Source organism: Akkermansia massiliensis, assembly GCF_018847375.1.
GTDB classification, from domain to species: Bacteria; Verrucomicrobiota; Verrucomicrobiia; order Verrucomicrobiales; family Akkermansiaceae; genus Akkermansia; species Akkermansia massiliensis.
This window is the reverse complement of record NZ_CP072036.1, coordinates 1981596-1998765: the sequence shown is the minus strand read 5'-3', so window position 1 is coordinate 1998765 and position 17170 is coordinate 1981596. Positions and strand designations below refer to the sequence as shown.

Annotated in this window: 16 protein-coding genes; 6 read left to right on the top strand and 10 right to left on the bottom strand. The window is 58.3% G+C overall.

The genetic code is table 11. The annotated features are described in order from the left end of the window. Window positions 1-36 precede the first annotated feature (36 nt). The 4 genes from J5W70_RS08390 to J5W70_RS08375 form a co-directional block, all read right to left on the bottom strand. On the bottom strand, window positions 37-1107 hold the full coding sequence (locus tag J5W70_RS08390; RefSeq protein WP_022397253.1) for a PulJ/GspJ family protein: 1071 nt from the start codon (window positions 1105-1107) through the stop codon (window positions 37-39). A 30-nt stretch (window positions 1108-1137) separates the two neighbouring features. Then, window positions 1138-1923, bottom strand: coding sequence for a type IV pilus modification PilV family protein (locus J5W70_RS08385; protein WP_022397254.1), 786 nt, complete (start codon window positions 1921-1923; stop codon window positions 1138-1140). Window positions 1924-1965: 42 nt separating this feature from the next. Beyond that, window positions 1966-2673 (bottom strand): prepilin-type N-terminal cleavage/methylation domain-containing protein, encoded by a 708-nt coding sequence (locus J5W70_RS08380; RefSeq protein ID WP_215832711.1) that lies wholly within the window; start codon window positions 2671-2673, stop codon window positions 1966-1968. Window positions 2674-2964: 291 nt separating this feature from the next. After that, window positions 2965-3978 carry an endonuclease/exonuclease/phosphatase family protein gene (locus tag J5W70_RS08375; RefSeq protein ID WP_022397256.1) on the bottom strand — a complete coding sequence of 338 codons (1014 nt, stop codon included), beginning with the start codon at window positions 3976-3978 and terminating at the stop codon, window positions 2965-2967. Window positions 3979-4101: 123 nt separating this feature from the next. Here J5W70_RS08375 and J5W70_RS08370 point away from each other — a divergent pair, with 123 nt between their 5' ends. Next, entirely contained in the window at window positions 4102-4788 is a 687-nt protein-coding gene (locus tag J5W70_RS08370; protein WP_022397257.1) for an RNA polymerase sigma factor, read from the top strand. Between the two features lie 129 nt (window positions 4789-4917). Continuing rightward, window positions 4918-6555, top strand: a complete 1638-nt coding sequence (locus tag J5W70_RS08365; protein WP_022397258.1) for a SpoIIE family protein phosphatase — start codon at window positions 4918-4920, stop codon at window positions 6553-6555. A gap of 438 nt (window positions 6556-6993) precedes the next feature. On the opposite strand, the gene J5W70_RS12985 is transcribed toward J5W70_RS08365, so the two are convergent. The 6 genes from J5W70_RS12985 to J5W70_RS08335 form a co-directional block, all read right to left on the bottom strand. Next, window positions 6994-7692: an MFS transporter gene (locus J5W70_RS12985; RefSeq protein ID WP_215841490.1), complete on the bottom strand. Its 699-nt coding sequence runs from the start codon at window positions 7690-7692 to the stop codon at window positions 6994-6996. Continuing rightward, window positions 7622-8245, bottom strand: coding sequence for an MFS transporter (locus J5W70_RS12980; protein WP_215841489.1), 624 nt, complete (start codon window positions 8243-8245; stop codon window positions 7622-7624). The genes J5W70_RS12985 and J5W70_RS12980 overlap by 71 nt, the downstream gene beginning before the upstream one ends. Before the next feature lie 83 nt (window positions 8246-8328). Then, complete coding sequence (locus tag J5W70_RS08350; RefSeq protein ID WP_022397260.1) at window positions 8329-10275, bottom strand: M60 family metallopeptidase; 1947 nt, start codon at window positions 10273-10275, stop codon at window positions 8329-8331. A 142-nt stretch (window positions 10276-10417) separates the two neighbouring features. Further along, window positions 10418-11260, bottom strand: a complete 843-nt coding sequence (locus tag J5W70_RS08345; RefSeq protein WP_215832710.1) for an HAD hydrolase family protein — start codon at window positions 11258-11260, stop codon at window positions 10418-10420. A gap of 34 nt (window positions 11261-11294) precedes the next feature. Continuing rightward, window positions 11295-12713, bottom strand: a complete 1419-nt coding sequence (locus J5W70_RS08340) for an OmpA family protein (protein WP_215832709.1) — start codon at window positions 12711-12713, stop codon at window positions 11295-11297. Window positions 12714-12742: 29 nt separating this feature from the next. Then, the gene (locus J5W70_RS08335; RefSeq protein WP_022397263.1) at window positions 12743-13855 is read right to left on the bottom strand and encodes an alpha/beta hydrolase family protein; all 1113 of its coding nucleotides are present in this window, start codon (window positions 13853-13855) and stop codon (window positions 12743-12745) included. 258 nt (window positions 13856-14113) lie between these two features. On the opposite strand from J5W70_RS08335, the gene J5W70_RS08330 reads away from it, so the two are divergent. From J5W70_RS08330 to J5W70_RS08315, 4 genes are all read left to right on the top strand, one after another. Beyond that, entirely contained in the window at window positions 14114-15508 is a 1395-nt protein-coding gene (locus J5W70_RS08330; RefSeq protein ID WP_102722721.1) for an LptF/LptG family permease, read from the top strand. After that, window positions 15495-16190 (top strand): HAD family hydrolase, encoded by a 696-nt coding sequence (locus tag J5W70_RS08325; RefSeq protein WP_022397265.1) that lies wholly within the window; start codon window positions 15495-15497, stop codon window positions 16188-16190. Before J5W70_RS08330 ends, J5W70_RS08325 begins: the two co-directional genes overlap by 14 nt. 76 nt (window positions 16191-16266) lie before the next feature. Continuing rightward, window positions 16267-16698, top strand: a complete 432-nt coding sequence (locus tag J5W70_RS08320) for a GYF domain-containing protein (protein WP_102726859.1) — start codon at window positions 16267-16269, stop codon at window positions 16696-16698. A gap of 46 nt (window positions 16699-16744) precedes the next feature. Then, window positions 16745-17170, top strand: a complete 426-nt coding sequence (locus tag J5W70_RS08315) for a DUF4339 domain-containing protein (protein WP_022397267.1) — start codon at window positions 16745-16747, stop codon at window positions 17168-17170.

Below are 17170 nucleotides of genomic sequence, written 5' to 3'. Positions count from 1 at the left end.
GAAAAACCCGCTTCCATCAGCCCCCATACCACAGGCCTAACGGTTCATGGGCAATGCTACGCGCTGGGTGAAGGACCGGGTATAGCGCTCAAAGAATTCCTCCGGAGAGGGGGCGGGACGCTTCTTCTGCCGGATCTGGTCCACCAGGGCCATGCCTTCATCCGTCACAACCGTCATGGAAATCGTCACGGCAGTGACGCGTCCGGACTTCAAATCGTCAATATTCACGCTGCTGCCGATGATGTCCAGACGGTTGCCGTACACATCCATCTGGGTGCAGGAACCGAGCCGGTTGGCCCCCGTAGTCATGACGGGCACCAGCACGGACGCCCGCTGCGTGGCATCCTTGTCCGACTTGTTGCTGCCGGAATTGCCGATCTTCTTCTGGTAATCCACTTCAAAAATCAGCGTCATTTCCACCACGTTCTCCACCAGGAAATTGGCGGGAATGGTCTCATCCTGCTGGTAGCGGGTATAAGCGGACCAAAGGTCCTGCTGGCCCAGGAGATTCTGCACGGTATCCTCCGCGCTGATCAAATTGCGGTACAAGGAATAAACCGGAAAGCCGTCAGACTCCGCCGTAGCGTCCTGGTCCAGAATCTGGTCACGGTAAAGCAGCTTGTACCCCACGCAATTCACGTCACCGATGATGCGGTCGTTCCGCATGTCCATGCTGGACTTGGCAGGATTGCGGTCCGTAGCCGTGGTAAAGAAAATCAACTGGGAGGCATTCGTGATCTTGGCGCCTTCCGGCCCCATGGTCATCAGGTTCACGCGGGCTTCATTCAGGGCGGAAGAACCGCCCTTCTTCCTGGACGCCGTGGTCTTGGTCGCGCGGGAAACCAGATCGCTGTCCCGCTGCACCAGCATCCATTCAAAGGGATTACCGGCACGGAACTGCATGCTCTCAAAATCCTTGGTCATGGTATCCATGGCCGTGCGGGCAAGCGTGGTGGTCCGCACATCCTGCAGCACCCATCTCCAGATATCCACCCCGCGGGAGGTCAGGGCCACAATCACCAGCACCAGCACGGTGGTGATGGTCATGGCTGCCAGGAGCTCAATCAGGGTGAACGCGCCGGATTTGATTTTGGCAAATGTCTTCATGATTTTTCAGAGGTCTTCAGATAATGCCCGTTAGCGGCGGAAAGCGAGATTGCGCGTAAAGATGGGAGTCTTCAAATTCTCCCACGTCAGGTGCTGCAAACGTTCAGGGTCCGTATTCAACAGCTGAAAAAACTCCGCCTGGTACAGGACTTCCGCCCCCCACGGCAAATTCAGGCCGCCGCCCTTCTCCGGCGTATAAACGTACAGGGAAGGCTCCGTAATCACCTTGCCGCGGTTGTAGGGATTATAAATCGTCCCGTACTTGGGAGCCAGCTTGTACCCGTAAGCGTTGGAATCCATGCGCTCCACCACCAGCTGGGTCATGCGCACGGCGAAGACGGGGCCGACAAGCGCCTTGAAATCATCCCAGCGGTCCTTGTTGTTCGCCAGGCAAACTCCCGTCACCACCGCCGTATTCTGCCCGGGGATGCTCCCGCCTTCCTCCAGCCAGGGCTGGGGGGTGCCGTCCTTGCGGGCGCCCTTGGTCAGATCCGCCCTGTAATTGTAAACAAGAATGGTCGTAGCGGGCTTGGACGTAAACTGCATCCAGTAAAACGCCTTGTCAAAAGCGGAAATATATCTGGTGGTGGAAGACTTTCTGGCATTGGGAGCGGCACGCTCGGAATTGCGAAGCTCTCCAAGTTCCGCCGTCAGGGCGTGGACGATGCGGTCCGCTTCGCGGATGGTCAGAGCGGACTGAACCGTCCTTCTGGCTGGAATGAACATGGCCATGAACACCACGATCAGCACGGCAACCACGCCGATCGCAAGCACCACTTCCGTCAGGGTGAACCCCTTGGAACGAGACTGTTTCATACACTTGGTCAACATAAAATGGGAAATCCGGTAAAATATGAATTAGTTGGGAATCACCTGCTCCGTCGTCCTCAGCCGGCTGATATTGCCTTTGGGATAAATCACGATGCCGCCTGCCAGGCCCGGCTTGCCGTCCACCACCGGAGTCGGTTTCTCCTCCTTGCCGTTTCCGGCGGAACCGGAAACCACCACCAGGCGGGTGGGGGCGTTCGGCTGGGACATGCGGCCTTCCTCGTCAAACTCAATGAAATAAATATCCGTCATCCTGTTGCCCGGAAGATTGACGGTATCCTGCCCGTCACGGCTGGCAAAGCTGCGGGCTGCGGACTTGCCCTTGGTCTTCTTGGAGCCTTCCAGCAGGGTGCTGTAGGTGGGGCTGATGTAAAACCCGGCGGGAAGAGTCTGCAAACGGTTGACCAGATGCCACTTTCCGGTGCGCGTATTTTTGGACATCACGCCCAGGGTGCGCATGTTGCGGGCTTCGTCCTCAGGAGTGCTCACGATAATCAGGCGGCTCCACGTTCCCTTGCCCATGGCGTCCAGGCGGGCTTCCTGCACCATGCCGTCCACCATCTCCACGGCGGACTGAAGGCCCTGCCCCCTGCCCCCTCCTCTTAACATGCTGGCGGCCAAGGCCATCATGGCAACCATAATGGTGATGACGACAATCAGTTCCACCAGGGTAAACCCCTTGCTCCCTGACGAGGAACAGTGCGAAGCCGTTCCGGAATGCTTGGAAAAATATCTCATACAGATGATGCAGGATTGAACAACGATTTTTGGCATGCTACCCGTTTCACACGGACACGGCAATCATTTTTTGAGAAACGGGAATGCCGGATATATTCCTGTCCAAATAAAAATCCGGCAACGGTTCACCACCCGGTAATCCTGGCTCCTTTCATCCGTCCGGAAGAAAAAAACTTCCGGCAGATTCAAGCCTCACATTTCAAAAAGGATAGGGAAAAACGGCCTTGAAGGAATCTCTTGAAATCCTCTTCCCTATCCGGCTCTTTCCTGCAAAGAAAAACACCTGGATATCTACCTCAATTCCACCCAAATGCCACGGTGGTCGCTGGCCTGGCGGGAGGGGGGAGAGTCAAGGATGCCCATGGGGGGCTTGCGGCCAAGGCGCTTTTTCAGGGTATTGTTGATGAAGAGATGGTCAAAGGAGTGGTAGGTGTCTCCGTCTTCGTAGTAGATGGTCCAAGTTTCCCCGCGGGAATCCCTGGGTTTCAGGCGGTTCAGGCGGTATTCCGTTTTAGCCGGCCCCTGGATGACCTGCACGGCGCTGTCCGCCGGACCGTCATTGAAGTCTCCGTACAAAAGCAGCGGCATGCCGTCCTGGGAGGCGATGGCTTCATTCAGGTAGTCCCGCAGGGCATACGCTTCCCTTCGCCGCGTGTCTTCCGCGGAGCCGTCACGGCTGAGGCGGGACTTCAAATGAATGCCCATCAGGCGGAAGAGGCGGCCATCCGGCGTTTTCACCGTGGCGTCCAGAATGCCCCGCAGCATCGTTTTTTTCCTCTTCGTTTCTCCGGATACAGGCATGTCCGTCACGGAACGGTTGTCCACAATGGGATATTTGGAGAGAAGGGCCAATCCCCGGTCTTCTCCGTTCCGCATGACCAGGACCTTATGCGGTAACTGAACTCCTTTTCTTTTCAGCCGCATTTGCAGGTCGCGCACGGCGGCTTCCCCACCCATTTCTGACAATCCTACTATTTCTGCACCGGATTGCCGGATGAGTTCGGCCACGGCCTCCCGTGCTTCAACGGGCTTGTATTTTACCTGAAAGTTGCTCCTGCGCGGATCTTCCGGTACAAAATAGTTGCCAGCATTTATTGTGAATAACCTGACAGGTTCTCCCTTTTCCGGTATAGAGATTTTCTCCAGAACCCTTCCCTTCCCGGGCGCCTCCCGGGAGGCAGGGACCGCCTGCGGCGTATCCGTCAGCGGCTTCCATTCCGTCAAGCCATACCCCAGCACCGCGCACAGCACAACCAGGGCCGCGATGACGGAGGTTCCCCTGCGTTTTGACGTTTTCCTCATCATGTCCGTTCCCTTGAAAGATTTTCTCCATGAAGGACGTAGTGAATGAACAGGCCGAGCCGCACAAAATTTTCCGGCTTATTACTCGGCTTTCACTTCACTTTCATCCGTAGTTCATGATAAACCATGAATGTGCCTTCATTGCAACCCCAGAACGAGTCCCAGCCTGACGAGCAGACACTTTCCCAATATGCCGAACATACCAGGAAAAGCCTGATTGCGCGCCTGGAGAATTGGGAGGACCAGCGCACGTGGGATGAGTTTTACCGGACGTACTGGCGTCTTATTTATTCCGTGGCCCTCAAGGCCGGATTGAGGGAGGACGAAGCCTGGGACGTGGTGCAGGAAACCATTCTTTCCATCGCCAAGCAGAGCAAGAAGAATATTTACAAGCCAGAACAGGGTTCCTTCAAGCTCTGGCTCTGGAATATGACCCGCTGGCGCATTAACGACCAGTTCCGCAAGCGGAAGAAGGATACGGCCATGCTGATGAGCCCGGACGCCACGGAGAGCCAGGAACATCCCATCGACAAGATTCCGGACGAAGGGAAGAATAATTTTGACCAGGTGTGGGAGAGGGAGTGGCAGAATAACCTGCTCCAGGCTGCCCTGGAACGCGTCAAAGCGAAGGTGTCTCCCAAGCAGTTTCAAATTTTTGATTATTACGTGTTGCGGGAGTGGGATGCGGCGAAGGTCCGCAGACAGCTCGGCGTCACGATTGCCCAGGTTTATCTGGCGAAGCACCGCGTAGGAAGCGCCTTGAAGAAAGAGCTGCAATTCCTTCATTCCCAGGAAGAGGAGAAGGAGAGATAGGCGGATGCCGCCCCGGTGCAACCGGGCCCGTTTCCCGCTTTTCTCCTGCCGTTCCGCTTTTCAGGAATGATTCCTTTATTTTGCCTCTTGCCAAGGCAGATGTTTTGTCGTTAGATAACGGCAACTGCAATGCCGCCCTCACGCAACAGACATTCCGCCCAGAGAGTTTTTACCTGGGACAAGATCAAGATGGCCCTGGCGGCGGCGGAAGAAGGGTTTTATATCTGGAATATCAAAACGGGCGTCATCCATTACACGGACCGCTGCCTGACCATGATGGGGGCCAGCCGCAAGGAGAAGGCCCCCAATATTTTCACCCAGCCGGAGCTTACCATCCACGAGGAGGACCAAGCCTTTTTTTCCCAGGAGGTGCGCCGTTACCTGGACGGCCATTCCCACATGCCCATGCGCATTGAAATACGCATGAAGAAGCTGAATTCCAAGAGCTGGAGCTGGGTCCGCATCAACGGTCTCGCTCGCAGGGACAAGCAGCGCCGCCCCGTCATGCTGGTAGGGGTATGGGTCAACATTACCCGGCGGAAGACGGCGGAACTGCGCGCCGCGGAAGACAGGGACCTGTTCCACACCCTGATTGAGCACATTCCGGACAGCATTTATTTCAAGAACCGGGAATCGCGCTTCGTGCTGGCGAATACCGCCACGGCCAATAAGCTGGGCGTGCCCACGCCGGCTGACCTGACCGGAAGGACGGACGATTACTTTTTCGATCAAACGATGTCCGATGTTTCCCGCAAGGAGGAGCTGGACATCATGGCTACCGGACGCCCCATCCGCGCCCGCCTCCATCATGAGACATGGCTTCACAAGGATGATTCCTGGAGCCAGATCAGCAAGTTTCCTTGGTACGGCCGCAACGGGGACCTGAAGGGCATCGTGGGCATTTCCAGCGACGTTACCAAGCTGGTGAAGACGGAGATCAAGGCCACGGAAACAGCCCGTATTCTGGAAGAGCGCAACAAGTCCCTGGAGAAGGAGATAGATTTGGCCCGGGAAATCCAGTTCGCCCTGCTTCCCTATGAGATTCCCTCCCGCTCCCATACGGAACACGGCCTGACGCGCCATGTGGATTTCCACCACATTTTCACTCCTTCAGAGGGGGTGGCGGGCGATTGGTTCGATGCCTTTCCCGTGGGGAATTCCGGCGTAGGCGCCATCGTCTGCGACGTGATGGGCCACGGCATCCGCGCCGCCCTAATCGCTTCCATGCTCCGCGGCCTGATGGAGCAGTTGTCCCATCTGGCGGACAATCCGGCGGCCTTTCTGTCTTCCCTCAACCACCAGCTTGCCAAAATTCTGCAACGGGCGAATACCACGATGTTCGCCTCCGCCGTTTATATTTACCTGGATTTGGAAACCGGCGTCATGACCGCCTCCACGGCCGGGCACCCGCATCCCATTATCCTGGGGCCGGACGGAGTTGCGCGCAAGATGCCGCTGCCCAGGGGCATTGCCCTGGGGCTGCTGGATGACGCCACATACCAGAACGCCCAGTTCCCCCTCCTGGCAGGTTCCCGCGTCCTGATGTATACGGACGGACTGACGGAAGCCGCCAATTCGGAAGGGGAAGAGCTGGGCGTGGAGAGGCTGATCGATTATTTCAACAATTCATCCCCCAAGAGCACCAAGGATTTTGTCCATCAGGCCCTTACCTGCGTAGCAAAGTTCACCGGCTGCACCAACCAGGCCGACGATATCTGCATGCTGGGCATCAGTTATTCCGAACACGAGGCAAAGCCGGGGCATTAACAAACCCGGTTGCTCCATTTTCCGGATATTTACCTCCTTCCTCCTTTTTTGCTGGGGAAAACTCCACATTCCGTCCGCCTGAAAAACAGGAATCATTCAAGCAGGAAGGCCCTTTCCCGGAAGGACGGTCTGCCAAGTTTTCCTTTTTCCCTGAAGAGTCCTGCCGGCAGGGAGGCACATTCTCCCTGCAAGGCCGCAGATGATTCCCGCCAGGAGAAAAACGGCAGAAGCGGCTTTCAATTTTCCCGCAGGACCGGAATACGCCTGCTCTCTTTTCAGTAAAACAGGTTCAAGAACTTCCTTTCCAGCCTCTCCCAAGCCGCATTCCGGAATTCCCGCCGCCAGGAACTTCCCGAATCGCATCTTCCTGACCAATCCTTAAAAGCCAGCGGAATACGGGACGGCAGTTTTCCCATGCCGCCAAATGACAAGGATCCGTCAGGTTGCCTCAGGACAATCATCCGGAGAGAATTTGAAGTTGCGCCAGAACGGAACGCTCAGCATCCAGATGGAGAACAAGGCTTCCAGCCCTCCCGCCATGATGATCGTCGCCTGGACTCCCCAAACATCCACTACGGCTCCCCAGCCCATGGCCGCCAAAGGCTGCACCCCAATCGTAACGATGCTGAACAGCCCCAGAATGGCAGATTTGCGTTCCGGCGGCGCCAGAAGCTGCACGGCGGATGAAGAGGTGACAAAGAGGGAAGAAGTAGCCAGACCGGCAAAGAAGAAGCAGAGGGCCTGTATTTCCACCACGGGAATGATGCCGGCCACGCATAATGCGCTCCCCATCCACAGCGTGCCCGAGGAGAGCTTGGCCCCCACCCTGTCGCTTTTGCGCGCAAACGGCAGGACAAAGAGGATGCTCACCATGGCACCGGCTCCGACCGCTCCCAGAATGAGGCCGGTATTCCTGGGGTTCCCGTGCATCAATGCCGGAACAATCTGGTAAAGGGATTGCCCGCAGATGTTCTGAATGAGCGCGCTGATCATGATGAAGAGCAGGCTGCGCGTAGAAAGCACCGCCTTGAGCCCGGAGGCCTTTCTTCCGGCCCCGCGCTGCTTTTTAGGGGCGGAGGTATCCGCAACGCGCCCTTTCAGAGCCACCAGGCAGCCTATCAACGGCAGGCTTGCCACGACATTGCCGCCAAAGGCGGTTCCGGCCCCCCCACTCCGCAATGATGTAGCCGGCCAGCGCCGGACCTACGGCGCGGCACGTGTTGAATACCAGGGAGTACATGCCCACGGCCTCCTGCAACTGCCTGCGCGGGATCAGATCGCCCACAAAAGCCTGCTGCGTGGGAAAGCCCACCGTCTGGTTGACGCCCATGACCAGCCCGGCGGCATACAAGTGCCATAGCTGGAGCATGTCCAGCATCGTCAGCAGAAACAGGGCTACGGCCACCAGCCATTGGACGCATTGCACGGCTATGAGCAGTTTTCTCCTGTCAAAACGGTCTCCCAGCCCGGCCAGCAGCATGCCGCCCAGAAAGAAAGGGAGCGCGTTCAGGGCGGCCAGGAAGCCCACCGCCGTGGCGGAGCCGCCGGAAATGTCGTACACAAGAATGCCCATGGCCGTCACCTGCAGCCACATCCCGATCAGGGCGGCGGCCTGCCCGGACCAGAAGATTTGCAGGTTCCTCACCTGAAGGGGCTTGAAAAAGCCCAGCCAGTCATTCAGCCATTTCATCAGCTCCGCCATCCTAGCCCCCGCCGCCGGAACCGTCCAGACGCGAGTGCGGCAACGGAAGCCCTCATAATCCCGGAACCTTTTTATTCCTCCGCGGTATAGCAGGCCGGGTAGTCCTTGGAAGGCAGCCAGACGGGAAGGTCTTTCATCCTGTCCGCGGCGCGTTCGGAAACCGGCATGCGCCAGATTTTAAAGAAAGGCCCCATGTTTTTTCCCGTGACCTTGGAGAAGGCGTTCATGACCCATTCCCATTTCTTTTCATCACTCAGCTTGCCGTTGTCGTACGGCTTGTCATGGAATTGAAGGGCCACCTGCCGGAAAGCGTCAAATCCCAGATAGTACATGAGCTCCACCCAGAAGAAGAGCTGCACCTTGTTGGGCGCTTCATTGTAGGTCTGGTCGCCGGAGAAGTATTTTTTCATCTCAGCGCTCATGCCGTACGGCCCCATGCCGCCGCCCCAGCAGGATTCAAAGTTTTTCCCGGTGCCCATTACCTCGCAAACCATGGAGAAGATGTTGACGGATACTTCCGTCTGGCCCTCCATCGTAAACGGAGGCGACTGGTGGTTATGCCCCAGTTCATGCCACAGCCCCCAGCTTCCGGAATGGATGATGGAGCCGCTGGCAATGGAGTCCGTCCAGTCCTTCGTAGCCATGGCGGGATAACCGGAATGCCCGGCCCCGGCGGAAATCTGCCTGTCCACGACAAAACGCATCGGGTGATGCAGGCGGTCCGGCTTGGTGTCCCATCCCATGATCCAGTCCTGGAGGGCCATGTTTTTTTGCAGGAATTCAGCCGTTTTCTGAACATCCGGGCACCGCTTCAACTGCTCCACGGGCATCGTGACAATGAGGCGGGGCATGCAGATTTCCCCCCACGGCGCCTTGGCATTTTCCAGTTGTTCGGCCCATTGTTCCGGAGTGGTCTTCCCCATGACGAACAGAGGGGCCGGCACGGCTCCGGAAATCTGAACCTTGAATACTTTTCCCCGTTTGGAACGCTGGCCCACATTCACGTAAACCAGGCCGCCCATCGGGTTCACCATTTTCACGCGGCCCCGGTCCGCCGGAACCTGCATGGTTATTTCCGGAACCCTTTTCCATTCATCCAGCTTGTGCAGGCTGTCCGTATGGCACCCTATGCGCACGCTGACCGTGCTGTCCTTGGGCGCGCCGGACAGGGAAAAGGAGATTTCCCCTCCGGGGGGAGCATACAGTCCCGTACTGTGCCAGCCGCCGATGTTGGAATCTATTTCCACCGTCCTTCTTACCGTCTGGGCCCCGTCCTCCGGAACGCCGGGAAAATCCTTCGCCGCCGGGCACGCCTTCAGGGTGGAAAGCTTGGCGTCCTTCCATTCCCGGCATTTTTCCAGAAGCTCCTGCATGCGCCGGGTGTCATTACCTCTTTTCCACGGAGCGGCTCCCGCAGGGAATTCCTCCATTCCCGCCATTTTTTCCGCCTTGTCCCAGGACCATGTTTCCAGCGGCTTGTCCTTATCCGTTTGAATTTCATCCCTGGAGGGGATTGAGTAGACGGAAAGCTCCGGCATCCGGTTCTTCACAGGCTGGGGAAAACGCCCTTCCGGTTCAGGCTCATCTTCTTCCACAGGGATGTTTTCCTCCTGCCTGCGGGCCTGTTCCTCACGTTCGCGCCGTTCCAGCTCCTCCCTCCTCTTCTTTTCCTTCTCTTCGCGTTGAGCCTGCTCCCGGAGCTTTTGAGCCGCTTCCGCAGCCTGCCGTTCCTTCTTTTCCCTGGCTTCCTCACGCGCCTTCTGCTCTGCCTGCCTCTCCTTTTCCTTCTTCTCCCTGATTTCCCGCTCACGCTGCATTCTCTGTTTTTCAGCGGCTTCCCTGGCCTTCTTTTCCTTCATTTTACGCTCGGCAGTCAATTCCTGGGCAGCTTTCCTTTTTGCCAGGTTATCCTGGTACAGATAATATCCGGCTCCCGCGCCGCAAACCAGCAGAAGCACTAAAAACCAGCCTACGGCGGAACCTCTGGAGACGCTTCGGGTAAAAGAAGGAATATTCATGTGATCGGAATTCGGAATAAATCGTCATTATTTCTGCATCGCAGACATTTCTTGTCAATACGATTCTTCCTTTTCCGCGGGAGCTTTCATGGAAAGAACATTCCGGAAACCGATTTTCCCCGCATCCGGCGTCCCCCGTTTTTCAAGCGTCCGCTTCCGGAACCTCCGCCTTCATCCCGAAATGGGGGAACGCGCCATGCATCAGGCCGTCCAGCACGCCGCGGGTGCGCGGTTCCGGGCTGATGTATCCATGGCCGCAGGCTACCATGGCTTTCACTTCCTCCGCCGCATTGGAGGGACAGCACCGGAACGCTTCCGGCAAATGGCGCATGGCGTCCAGGTCGTTGTGCCCGTCTCCGAAGATGGCCGCATGGACGGGAGGCACACCGAACCGTGAGGCTACAAAAGCCAGGGAAGTCCCCTTGTTGTAGTCACGGTGGCTGAAACGCAGGTAGGGCCCAGCCCTCTGCGTGACGATTTCATCATACGGTCCAACCGTGTCCTGAATGACGCAGGAGACGTCATCCAGCCCGCAGGCATCGTTCACCACCAGGGAAAAAGCGTCATTGGCCTGCCTGCGGAGTTCCAGCTCGGAGAACCGGTGTTCCAGATGGTCCATCAATGATTCCAGCATTCCGCCGTAACGGGTGAACAGGTCGTCATGGGCCACGGAGCAGGCATCGTTCCACGGAACGCCGGGCATCAGCCGCCCTTCCGCATCCGCCAGATGAACGTTCCGTTCCATCGTGACCGTAAAATCCGGGGCAAACGCTTCCGGATTACCCTGGAACATGTCCATCAGCCCTTCCCGCAGGTAAACGGGGTCCCTCCCCGTATTGATGCCCCAGAGCACGCCGTACCGCACCCGGAGTCCACGCATGGTTCTGAAAAAAACGCGTCTTTCCTCCGCAGGGCCGCCCAACGTGAACAGGGTATCGTCAAAGTCAAAGGAGAAGAGATACCGGGGCAGTCCGGGCCTGGGCAAGGCACGGACCGGCAGAAAACGCATCAGTTCCATTTCAGGCCAGTCCTCCCTTCACCGCGGCGCGCCTCTCCGCATGCACGACGGGTTCCGCCAGCGGAATATCCTCCTCCACCGGCTCCGCCGAGGGAATGTGTTCTTCCACGGGTTCGGCGGAAGGAATGGTTTCCGGAACGGGTTCCGCCTCAGGGATGACTTCCTGCCGCGGCGCAGGCTTCTCCCGGCGTCCCGGCGCAGCGGGAGCGGGACGGGCTGCCGGGACGGCAGACGGCGGACGCGCCGCAGGGGCCGTTTTCCTTTCTCCTGCGGAAGCGGGGATTCTGGCCTCGGCGCCCACGCCGGCCCGCACCTGGCGGGCAATGGGGGTATTCATATCCACCGCATACGTGACGGGCAGGCTTCCGGCGGGAATTTCCTCTCCCGGCTTGCGCATGTGGATTTCCACCCTGCGGTTGGCAGCCTGGGCATTCCGGTCCCCCTTCGTGGAGACTACCGGGCGGGAGGCCCCGCAGGCGCGTATGTAGAGCCTGCATTCCCCGTTCGGGCGCGTCAGGGCAATGCCGTTGTCCTTCAGCCACTGGCGCACGGCATTGGCCCGCATCAGGGAGAGCACGGCATTATATTCTCCGGAACCGAAGCTGTCCGTATGCCCCTCTACAATGAAAATCGTGTCCGGGTTTTTCATCATCAGCCCGGCGAGCTGAAGCATGCTGAGGCGCGCGGAATTTTTCATCACCGCCTTGTTGTATTCAAACAGAAGGTCCGCGCCCAGCCTGCTGTAACCGCTGTCCTTGCCCAGGGAGGACTGGGCCATCAACTGGGAAAGTGATTTACTGCCGTCCGGCAGATGGGAATCATCCTGGCCGCCAGCCCCCTTGAGCTTGTTGTTGTACCATTCGTCCGGGTTGACCATGTCCGGCTCCGCCGTCTTGATAGTCGCCGGGCTGGCGGAAGTTTTCAGCATCTCGGGCGGAGAAGGTTCAGGCAGTCCCTTCGCGACGGCATTCATGTCCACCTGCGGCATTTTGGGGGCGAGGGATTCCGGCGGGGACGGAGTAACCGGATCGGCGGAAAAGCTGGTTTCCCCCGGAGCGATCACCACCTGTTCCGGCAGCATGTCCTCCAGGTCCGGCAATTCCGGCGGCACTTCCTCAAGCTGCTCGATATCCGGTTTTTCAACCACTTCCGCCACATCCGGTGCGGGACGGTCGTCCGCTTTCAGCACGATTTTCTCAGGCAGCGGCTTCCGGTCCTCCTGAACCGCGGGTGCCTTATGCACATGAATGCCCAGGTCAAACCAGCTCAGAACGATGAAGCCCAGGTAGTGCACCAGCACGGCGGCAAGAAGGGCCCCCACCGCCACGGCGGCAAGATGGCGCGGCGCAGGCAGGATGAAACGGCTGCGCCTGCGGCGGTTCTCGCGGAGTTCACGGGTGTTTTCCTGATTGGCACTCACGGGATCATCAGCAAAAGGAGAGGCACGGTTCATGAACCGGAAGGAGCGGTGCCCGTAGCAGGTGCACTGTAGGTTTCATGGGACAACACCCTGGGCATGGGCATGCGCGTATTCTCATGAATCCATTCCGCAATGCCAGCCTGCAACTCGTCATCCCCGGCATAGACGTTGACCTTGTAGGTTTTCTCGAATTTCTCCCCCTTTTTTCCTTCAATGGAATGGAGGAAGGTCCGCTCCCGGGTGCCGTAGGGCTCGCCTTCCCGGATGGATTCATAAAGTTGTTTTTTCTCGTTTCTCAGGGAGTCGTAAATGCTCAGGCAATCCTCCAGCGTGGAGAAGAAGTACTGGTTCGTGCAAACCACCATGACGGGATAATCCAGTTTCAGGGCATCGTCTACGGGAGCTACGTCAAACGTACTGAAATCCGCACGCCAGTCAACGCCGGCATCCAGCAGCCAGTACGCGGCATAACACAGGGGCTTGCCCCAGTCCTGCTCCATTTCCCGGACGGCCACGGTTTTCAGGGAAGGAAAGCAGTCCATGCTGACCATGCAGCGGATGCGGGGATCTTCAGACGCGGCTTTCAGCAGCACCGCTGCCCCAAACCCCTGCCCTACGGCGGCCACGGGCGGCAATCCCCCCTGTTTCCGGGATACGGCGTCCAGCAGAGCCGTTACGTCCGCATATTCCTTCAATCCGTACGTGCAGAATTTCCGGGCGTCGTTTTTCCCGCGCGGATTCCATACCAGGCACGTGTAACCGGCTCCGGTCAGTCCTTCCGCCAGCGGCAGGGAGCCTTTCACCCCCTGGTCCCAGGAGGTGGCTATCACCACCAGCTCCGGCTTCGCCTCCAGATGCGGCATTCTTCCGCGCAGTTTCAAGGTATCCCGCACGCGGCTCTGGCGCGGGGACAAGGCCTCCGGACGCCCCGGACGCACCAGATAGCCTTCAATGGCGGTACCGTCGGCGGAGACGGCTTCCACCGGCTCCATCACCAGGGAATCCGCAACGGGAGAAGCGGAGGGTTCATCCCCCCCCACGGGAACGAGCAACGGAGTGGACACATACCACGCAAACCACACCAGGACGCCCACTGCTGCCAGAAGGAGCAGAAGAAACAGTTGAACAAGACGTTTGAACATGGAAAAGCTGTACCCGGAAAGCGGTTGTCAGGAAGATTTTATCCCATCCTGTCTACGTTGACAACACTCAACTTCTATCAGGAGAATATCTTCCGCACGCCATTCCGGCCCGCATGGAGCCGTGCCGCACCGCCCTCCGCTGGACAGGCGCGGGCGCACGGACATGCGGTTCCGGCAAGCCTCCGTCCCTGCCCGGCGGCCAAATAACGCTTTATTTCCCGCCCCCGATCTGGCATCCTTGTCCCACCTTACTTTTTCATGGCAATCCAGGCCCGACATTTCCGCCAATGGTTCGCATTCCTCCTCCTGCTTGCGCTGGGAGGAACGGCGGCCTGGTTCCTGATGCCCCGGGAATGGTCCCAGATGCAATGGGAAATTCCCGGCACGCCGTCCGAATATCCCCTTGCCCAGCTTCTGCGGCCCTGGCTCATTCTCCTGGGCTGTTTCCTTCCGGCGCTGGGGATGCTGCTGTACAACCGCTCGGGCATCCTGGACAGGTATGTGGCGCGTACCTGGTTCACGGCTTTCATCATGTGCACGGCCATCCTCACGCTGATTTACATCATCGGCGACTTTGCGGACAATGTGGGGGACCTGATGAACCTGGATTCCCCCCTGGCGGGCACCTTCCGCTTCTACCTGAGCCAGCTGCCCATGATTCTGAACCTGATCCTTCCCTACACCCTTCTGCTGGGAACGCTCTGGGCGCTTACCAAGCTTTCCTCATCCTCGGAAATCACCGGCATGCTGCAATCCGGGAGATCCCTGCTCCGGATCAACGCCCCGGTCATCATCGGTGCCGTCTTTGCGGCCATCTACTTCGGCATCTTCGGGTTTCACTGGGCTCCCAATTCCACTCTGTACAGGAAATTGATGTTTTCCTCCCTGAGCCAGAATAAAAATGACGACGCCTCCCGGAGCACCATCTACAAGAACGACGCGGAATCCCGCATCTGGTACCTCGGCGACCCTCCCGGAATAGACTCCCCCGGCGAGCCGTTCAGGCAGGTGCGCGTGGAACAGTTCAGCGCGCCCGGAAAGATGGAGTACGAGCTGTTTGCGGATGAAGCCATGTGGGACCCGGCTTCCAGAACATGGACATTCCGGCAAGCCATCAAAAGGAATTATTCCCAGGAGGAACCCCGCCAGCTGAACGACGTGCCCGTGTTCGCCGGGCAGGAATACCAAACGTTGAAAGAGCATTATCCAGAGACTCCCTGGCAGTTGATTTCCCCCAACGTCCGCGTGGATACCCAGGGCACTCCGGCCCTCCAGGAAATCATCAGGTCCGGCACGACAAACGCCAAGTACCTCAGAAGCCTGCAAACGGAATGGCACGTCAGGATAGCCCGCATGTTTTCCTGCATTATCCTGACATTCATCGCCATTCCTTCCGCCATCACGTTCCAGCGGCGCTCCGCCATGTCCGGCATCGGCATTGCGCTGTTCCTGGCGGCGGCCATGCTGTTCCTGTATGAGTTTTTCCCCACGCTGGCCTCCGCAGGCTACCTCCCCACCTGGCTGGGGGCGTGGATGCCCAACATCATTTACACCATCATCGCCATCCGCCTGTTCCAGACCAAGCTGGCCCACAGAAGCTTCATGGAGATGCTGAGAGGCTTGAAAAAGACACCCGTCCATGACCAACCCTGACCACCTTGACGACTCCCTGGCAGCCGTCCGGAAAGCCCGCGAACTGCTCCACCGGGCACGCGCCGTGATTTTTGACTTTGACGGGCTGCTGGTGGATACGGAATACGCCATTTATTCCTCCTGGGAACGCGTGTTCGCATCCTGCGGCCACGCCCTCCCCCTGGATTTGTTCAACCAGTGCCTGGGGAGCGGCTACACCCACTGGAACCCCGGGGAGCATCTGGAACAACTGACGGGCCGCACCTTCGACTGGGAAGCCGTCAACGGCCGCCGCCAGGAGGAAATCGTCCGCGACCTGGAGCACGCCGGCCTTCTGCCAGGAGCCTGCGAACTCATCCGGAGCCTGGCGGAAGCCGGAACGCCCATGGGCGTCGCCTCCAGCTCTTCCCACCGCTGGGTGGACGGCTGGCTGAACAGGCTGGACATCATGCCCTATTTCCAGACCGTCGTCTGCCGTGACGACGGCCTTCCCGTCAAACCGGACCCGGCCCTGTTCCTGAAGGCTGCGGAAAACCTGGGCATGCAGCCGGCTGAATGCCTGGTGCTGGAAGATTCCCAGAACGGCACCACCGCCGCGCACCGCGCAGGAATGCCCGTCATCTCCATCCCGAACCGGGTGACGGAGCAGGCGGATTTTTCCCTGGCAACCAGTAAAATCCGTTCCCTGGCGGAACTTCTTTAGGAATTCGGGAATTCCGCCTTCCATTCCGTTACGCTTGTTTCTTGACGGAATTCCTTTCATGCCTTATGTAAGGAGAATGGCTTCCCAACGTACCCCATTATATCACTACCGCGTCAAAGACAAGATTGTGGGCCCTATCTGCCTGACAGACCTCCACGCCCTGCTTGTCTCCAAGAAGATTCTTCCGGACACCATGATCCGGGAGGAACATTCCCAGTGCTGGATGCCGCTCGCAACGGAGCTGCGCCGCCAGGAGCGCCTGGCGCGCCTCAGGGCATCCGCCTTCATGCTTTCCTGCCGCCCTCCTAAAAGCTGCCTCCTGTTTTACATCATTGCCCTTCTCCTTCTGGCCTGCGGCGTGGCGCATTCCATCATGCTCCACACCATCCTTTACATGGAAGTGCTGTTCGTGCCTGCCATAGCGTTTTTCATGGGAAAGATGCTGATGTACATGCACCTTCTTACCGGAGGCATGAGGAAAATGCCCGCCCAGGAACCGGAACGCTGACCAGACGCAAACGTCTTCCTCCTCCCCGCTCTCTCCCCTGCAGCCTATGAGCCCGATACCCGCCAGAGCAACGCTCTACCATTACCGCACCGATGAGAAAACCGCCGGTCCCGTCAGCAAGGAAGTGATCGACACGCTGGCGGCAGCCGGCAAGCTTCCGTTTTCCACCACCATGGTCAGGAAAGAAGATTCCCGGAACTGGGTCCCCCTTTCCGCCATTCTGCAGAGGCGGATTAAATTCAAGGCGCTCCAGCCTTCAAAGAAGGAGCAGCCTTCCATCCGCATCCTGTTTTACGCAGCGGCAACCCTCTTTTTCTGCTTTGGCATCGTGATATTTTTCCTGACGAACCATGCCGAACTGGAAGTAATCATCCTGATTCCCTGCATCCTCGTTTTCATGGGCAAGCTTTTATGCTACGTCCACACGCTTGTGGAAAAGTGCGGCATTACCGCTGCTCCCGGCAGGGAATAA

Coding starts and splice junctions, on each gene's coding strand:
- J5W70_RS08390 (WP_022397253.1), bottom strand. CDS start 1,107: ATGAAGACATTTGCCAAAATCAAATCCGGCGCGTTCACCCTGATTGAG.
- J5W70_RS08385 (WP_022397254.1), bottom strand. CDS start 1,923: ATGAAACAGTCTCGTTCCAAGGGGTTCACCCTGACGGAAGTGGTGCTT.
- J5W70_RS08380 (WP_215832711.1), bottom strand. CDS start 2,673: ATGAGATATTTTTCCAAGCATTCCGGAACGGCTTCGCACTGTTCCTCG.
- J5W70_RS08375 (WP_022397256.1), bottom strand. CDS start 3,978: ATGATGAGGAAAACGTCAAAACGCAGGGGAACCTCCGTCATCGCGGCC.
- J5W70_RS08370 (WP_022397257.1), top strand. CDS start 4,102: ATGAATGTGCCTTCATTGCAACCCCAGAACGAGTCCCAGCCTGACGAG.
- J5W70_RS08365 (WP_022397258.1), top strand. CDS start 4,918: ATGCCGCCCTCACGCAACAGACATTCCGCCCAGAGAGTTTTTACCTGG.
- J5W70_RS12980 (WP_215841489.1), bottom strand. CDS start 8,245: ATGAAATGGCTGAATGACTGGCTGGGCTTTTTCAAGCCCCTTCAGGTG.
- J5W70_RS08350 (WP_022397260.1), bottom strand. CDS start 10,275: ATGAATATTCCTTCTTTTACCCGAAGCGTCTCCAGAGGTTCCGCCGTA.
- J5W70_RS08335 (WP_022397263.1), bottom strand. CDS start 13,855: ATGTTCAAACGTCTTGTTCAACTGTTTCTTCTGCTCCTTCTGGCAGCA.
- J5W70_RS08330 (WP_102722721.1), top strand. CDS start 14,114: ATGGCAATCCAGGCCCGACATTTCCGCCAATGGTTCGCATTCCTCCTC.
- J5W70_RS08325 (WP_022397265.1), top strand. CDS start 15,495: ATGACCAACCCTGACCACCTTGACGACTCCCTGGCAGCCGTCCGGAAA.
- J5W70_RS08320 (WP_102726859.1), top strand. CDS start 16,267: ATGGCTTCCCAACGTACCCCATTATATCACTACCGCGTCAAAGACAAG.
- J5W70_RS08315 (WP_022397267.1), top strand. CDS start 16,745: ATGAGCCCGATACCCGCCAGAGCAACGCTCTACCATTACCGCACCGAT.